10 protein-coding genes are annotated in these 4,267 nt (G+C 44.6%); all 10 read left to right on the forward strand.

Going from position 1 to position 4,267, the window contains the following annotated elements:
• Positions 1-536, forward strand: a 536-nt coding sequence (locus ACKI4H_RS02765; protein WP_407303739.1) for a hypothetical protein, incomplete at its 5' end; no start/stop codon positions are given.
• 24 nt (positions 537-560) lie between these two features.
• The gene (locus ACKI4H_RS02770) at positions 561-1,040 is read left to right on the forward strand and encodes a hypothetical protein (RefSeq protein ID WP_407303741.1); all 480 of its coding nucleotides are present in this window, start codon (positions 561-563) and stop codon (positions 1,038-1,040) included.
• Between the two features lie 3 nt (positions 1,041-1,043).
• A complete protein-coding gene (locus tag ACKI4H_RS02775) occupies positions 1,044-1,529 on the forward strand; it encodes a hypothetical protein (protein WP_407303742.1) in 486 nt (161 codons plus the stop codon).
• Positions 1,529-2,002, forward strand: a complete 474-nt coding sequence (locus ACKI4H_RS02780; RefSeq protein ID WP_407303743.1) for a hypothetical protein — start codon at positions 1,529-1,531, stop codon at positions 2,000-2,002. Before ACKI4H_RS02775 ends, ACKI4H_RS02780 begins: the two co-directional genes overlap by 1 nt.
• A 61-nt stretch (positions 2,003-2,063) precedes the next feature.
• The gene (locus tag ACKI4H_RS02785) at positions 2,064-2,630 is read left to right on the forward strand and encodes a hypothetical protein (RefSeq protein WP_407303745.1); all 567 of its coding nucleotides are present in this window, start codon (positions 2,064-2,066) and stop codon (positions 2,628-2,630) included.
• 6 nt (positions 2,631-2,636) lie between these two features.
• Positions 2,637-3,236, forward strand: a complete 600-nt coding sequence (locus tag ACKI4H_RS02790; RefSeq protein WP_407303748.1) for a hypothetical protein — start codon at positions 2,637-2,639, stop codon at positions 3,234-3,236.
• A complete protein-coding gene (locus ACKI4H_RS02795) occupies positions 3,233-3,673 on the forward strand; it encodes a hypothetical protein (RefSeq protein WP_407303750.1) in 441 nt (146 codons plus the stop codon). Before ACKI4H_RS02790 ends, ACKI4H_RS02795 begins: the two co-directional genes overlap by 4 nt.
• A 1-nt stretch (position 3,674) precedes the next feature.
• Positions 3,675-3,818, forward strand: a complete 144-nt coding sequence (locus tag ACKI4H_RS02800; RefSeq protein WP_407303752.1) for a hypothetical protein — start codon at positions 3,675-3,677, stop codon at positions 3,816-3,818.
• A 1-nt stretch (position 3,819) separates the two neighbouring features.
• Positions 3,820-4,020 (forward strand): hypothetical protein, encoded by a 201-nt coding sequence (locus ACKI4H_RS02805; protein WP_407303753.1) that lies wholly within the window; start codon positions 3,820-3,822, stop codon positions 4,018-4,020.
• Between the two features lie 7 nt (positions 4,021-4,027).
• The coding region (locus ACKI4H_RS02810) for a hypothetical protein (protein WP_407303756.1) at positions 4,028-4,267 on the forward strand (240 nt) is incomplete at its 3' end.

A 4,267-nucleotide genomic window follows, 5' to 3' on the forward strand; every position in this document is an offset into this window, starting at 1 on the left:
GTTGTGAGGGCGTTGACACCACCAAGGTCGACAGACTTCGTCGCCGTGCTGATCACCAGCACTTCCTCCTAAAGCTCCTTACCGATAAGAGCTCCTTCCTGCGTCGACGCATTATCAACAAGACGATTCCATTCTTGAATGGGCGACTAAACTTCTACACCAATTCTCTTGGTCTTCCGCACGTGGTAAAGTTTGACGCTGATATGTCCTGCACTGTGGCTGAGTTCGGGCGAGAGCTGGACTTTGGTAACCTCTCAGCTGGTGAGAAAAAAAGGCTGAATACCGCAATGGCGCTGGCGTTCCGCGACGTGCTTCACCATCTCCATGCCAAGACGAACTTGCTTATGATTGACGAGCTGGATGGGGCACTGGACATTCAAGGCATTGACTCAATCATCAAGATTTTGAAGGAGAAGTCACGCGATGAGAGCATGTCGGTCTTCATTATCAGTCACCACCCTGCAATCCATGGTCGTCTTGACAAGGACTTGCGGATCGTAAAAGAGAACGGATTTAGTTCTGTAATTACCGAGTAAATAGAAGATTTACTGGAGATGCACATGAAGCTTGCAGAATTGCAGGAGGCAAAGAAGGTCCTCTCATTTGAGATGCCTTCTGCTAGTGAAATTTCTGTAGCCAAGCAGAAATTTCAAAATGATATCAAAAAATATCGTCTCTACCATGCAACAACAGAAAGCAATGCCAAAAAGATTCACAAAGTTGGTTTCAAACCCATGTCATACTTTACTGTCGATGAGCCTGGCTGGGATGAGGACGTTATTCTAACGGTCAATGGTTCTGTCGTTGCAAATGACATCTACCCAGATCCAGAACACATGATGGACAGCGATGTCTTTAATGAACTGTTCGACAGTAAGGGAAAGACGTGGAGCTACAAACAAGTCGTAAAGCAAATGGATAAGGACCTTCTTTTCTGGGTCTTCTATGAAATGCAGAAGCAACATGAATGGGATAGTATAGATGGCTTCTGGGTTATCTGTCTTGAAGCTATTTCGTCTGAACACATTGAAGAAGAATAAATTATGAAACTAAGTGAAATCAAGCTCTTTGAAGAGCCAATCGAAACTCGCGCAGCTGAAGAGCTGTGGCAGGAGAACGGCAGTGAGGCGGCGGAGTACATCACCACAACTGTGTACTTCGTTCGTCCAATCTCTGACAAGAAGGGAATGTATGAGGTGCTGTACGATGAGCAAGGAAAGCGCAAAACGTATGGCACCATGAACAAAGAGGACCTCGACGCCTCCTTCGCCCTCATGCGTCCGAACCAACAACCCGATGCAGAAGGCTTCCTAACATACCGTTCAGGAGATGTCTATGAAGCATTCAAATATGGAGGCGACCCAGTGAAGGTTACACTCGGTGCATCAAAGGACGATGAATCTCCTGGTGGCCTAACGGTGAAGCTATCTAAGGGCGACTTCATTCTTCGTCAAGATAATGGAGACGAGTTCACCTACACTGTCGAAAAAGCAAATTATTTTTCGAACCAATATACGAGGAAGACATAATGCTGATTAACGAACTGTTCAAAAAGAAAGTAGAAATTACGAACAGGACTAATGATGAAGGTAAATCATATGAATTCACCGTTAATGGGAAAACATATGTCTGTGAATTCTTTGAGGGTCCTAGGAGCGGGGAGTTCGGTTTAGAATTTCACTTTGTCTTAAAAGGCGCCAAAACTTCTAATGGTAAAGATAATGAAGTTGGTATAACTGGCACAGGAGATGAACTTGAAGTATTTTCTGGCGTTATGCAGGTACTTAAAACGTACATGAACGTTCGTTGGCATAGACTATTTCACTTCGCTGCAAAGTTAGAGGAACCAAGTCGCGTAAAACTATATGACAGAATGGTGAAACGATTAAAGAAAGAATTTCCTAAGTGGGAGTGCGAAATAGTAACAGGCAATCTGTTTCAAACCTATATTTTTGAACGAGTAGAATATGAAGATTTTGACGACGACGACGACGACGATTAACAGTGGTCAGAAGTCATCGAGTAAGAGACTTAAATAGAGGATACACAAAGGAGATATCCTCATGTCAGATGCAGAAAAGCCTGTTGTCAAATCCAAAAGAAAACTTAAACCAGGAATGGGAAAAGCTAAAGGCAGCGGTTTTGAATCGCTCATCGCCAAGAAACTTTCAGCTGCTTTACCTATCAACTTCATTCGCTCGCCAGGTTCTGGCGCCCGCGTAGGTGGTAAGAACTTTGCCACCATCGGGGCCATGATGGGCGAGGAAGCTCTCAAGCTCTTCAACGCTGACGTCGTTCCTGTGAACGAAGCAGCAGTGGGTTTACGTTTCTCTTTTAGCATTGAATGCAAATCCTATGCTACAGCAGACAACTTCACGTCTCTCGTGTCTGGCTCAGCAAATGTCTTCAAGTGGTTCGAGGAAGCAGTGATTGACTCAGCAAAAATCGGGCGCGAGCCTATCCTAGTGTTTAAATGGAATAGATCACCAATTTTTGTCGCAGTACTTGCTAGAACTATGGAAGGCATGGTCACTCCTGCTCTCCGCATTGGAAGAGCTGGACGCGACCTAGATGTTTATGAGTTTGACGAGCTCATCAAACACCCAGACTTCTGGGTACAACCAGCATAATTTATCATGATGACAGATAGTAACCTCCCACGATGGAGCGCGCGACTTGACGCCTTTCGTCCAGACCCCCAGGATTTTCATGACCTTGCAGGAATGGTGAATAGCCATTTCCGCGTTCATCAATCAATTGATCAATTCCTTGGTCCGTATAATGCGCGCCAGAGGAATGCAGGAACACCTTATCGTGCGCCTGAGCGGGACATGTTGAAGCAGCTTATCAAGCAGGGAGGAATGAATGACTTCACCTACTCTGCTATGCTACAATCTATCATTCGTTTTTGTGAGACTCACAAGGGGTTAAAGGCCCTACCGGCCCCTCACCCTTCTACAATTCATTCTATTCAACTTCCGCAATCGGCTTTTGAGCTCAAGCAGCGTGGGCAAGAAACTGAAATTCACATCATTGGAATTGAAACACCAGTGATTGTAAAAGGTCTAAAAGACCCACAGATGATAAAGTTCATCATCGTACGACCAAAGCTTTCTAAGCTTGGGACCGCATCTTCAAAGAACTGGGAAGTATTATTTTATCGTTCAAATTTTGGGTTCATTCCTGAATGGGTTGATTCATCTCTAAATCCACGCTACTCAGGCGTGATCCAATGAAAGGGTTTTGCACGTATATTTTTACTGATCCAAAAAGCGGTGAATATGTTTATGTTGGAAAGGGTGATCTTGACAGACCGTTTGATCATTTTAACAAGTCAGCAGACTCACAACTTAGTAGAATGTTGAAAAAGAGAATTCGTGAAGGTTATGATCCTAAGCCAATCATTCTAGAAGTTTTCTCTGATGCAGCAGCTAAGTCATTAGAAATTTTTTGGATTGCCGTAATCGGACGCAAAGATCTTGGCACTGGGACACTCTTTAATAAGACGGCAGGTGGTGATGGAACAGTTGGTCGCATAAATACTCCCGATCAAAAGAAAAATCTAATAGCTTCACAACGAGCCCGTTGGCGAAAACCTGGTTCAAGAGAGTCTCACTCAAAAGGGCAAAAGAAAAGATTTGCTTCTGAAAGAGTACAGAAAGAAATGGAGTGAGATGCGTCAGGGTTCAAAAAACCAGAACTTTGGCAAATGCTGGGTCAACGACGGAATTAAAAACAAAACTATCCCTAAAAATAAACTTGACGCTTATCTTCAAAATGGATATTTCAAGGGAATGAAGGGAAATAAAGGGAAATAAAATGTTAGTAACATACACACCAATCTCATCGCTCTCTGAAGGAGAGCTCACTGCCTTAAAATCTGCCGTGACTGGAATGACCCTCGAAGGTCGTTCCCATTTCACCTTCAATGGTAAGACGTTTAATATGTCAGAACTCATCGCGCAGAAGCGCGTATGGGAAAGCACGGGACGTTCAACAGGTCAACCACTTTTCGGATAAGGACATTATGAAAGTAACTGAACTTCTCGTCGAGGCTCGTCAGAAAGGTGTCACGTACACCGAGAAGAAAGCCAAAGGCGCAATTGACAAGGTGACCGCTACCCTCAGCGGTTCGCAGTCAGCGAGCATGACCAAGCTTGCAAAGCGGTACGCTCGTCTCGAGGCCTCAATGAAGGCCATGAAAGAAAAGCACGAGGAGCTGAACACCCGTCTGAAGGGCGAGGTGCAGGACCTCTTCGAAGCTGAG

The sequence above is a fragment of the Acinetobacter sp. genome, from assembly GCF_045628685.1.
GTDB lineage: Bacteria > Pseudomonadota > Gammaproteobacteria > Pseudomonadales > Moraxellaceae > Acinetobacter.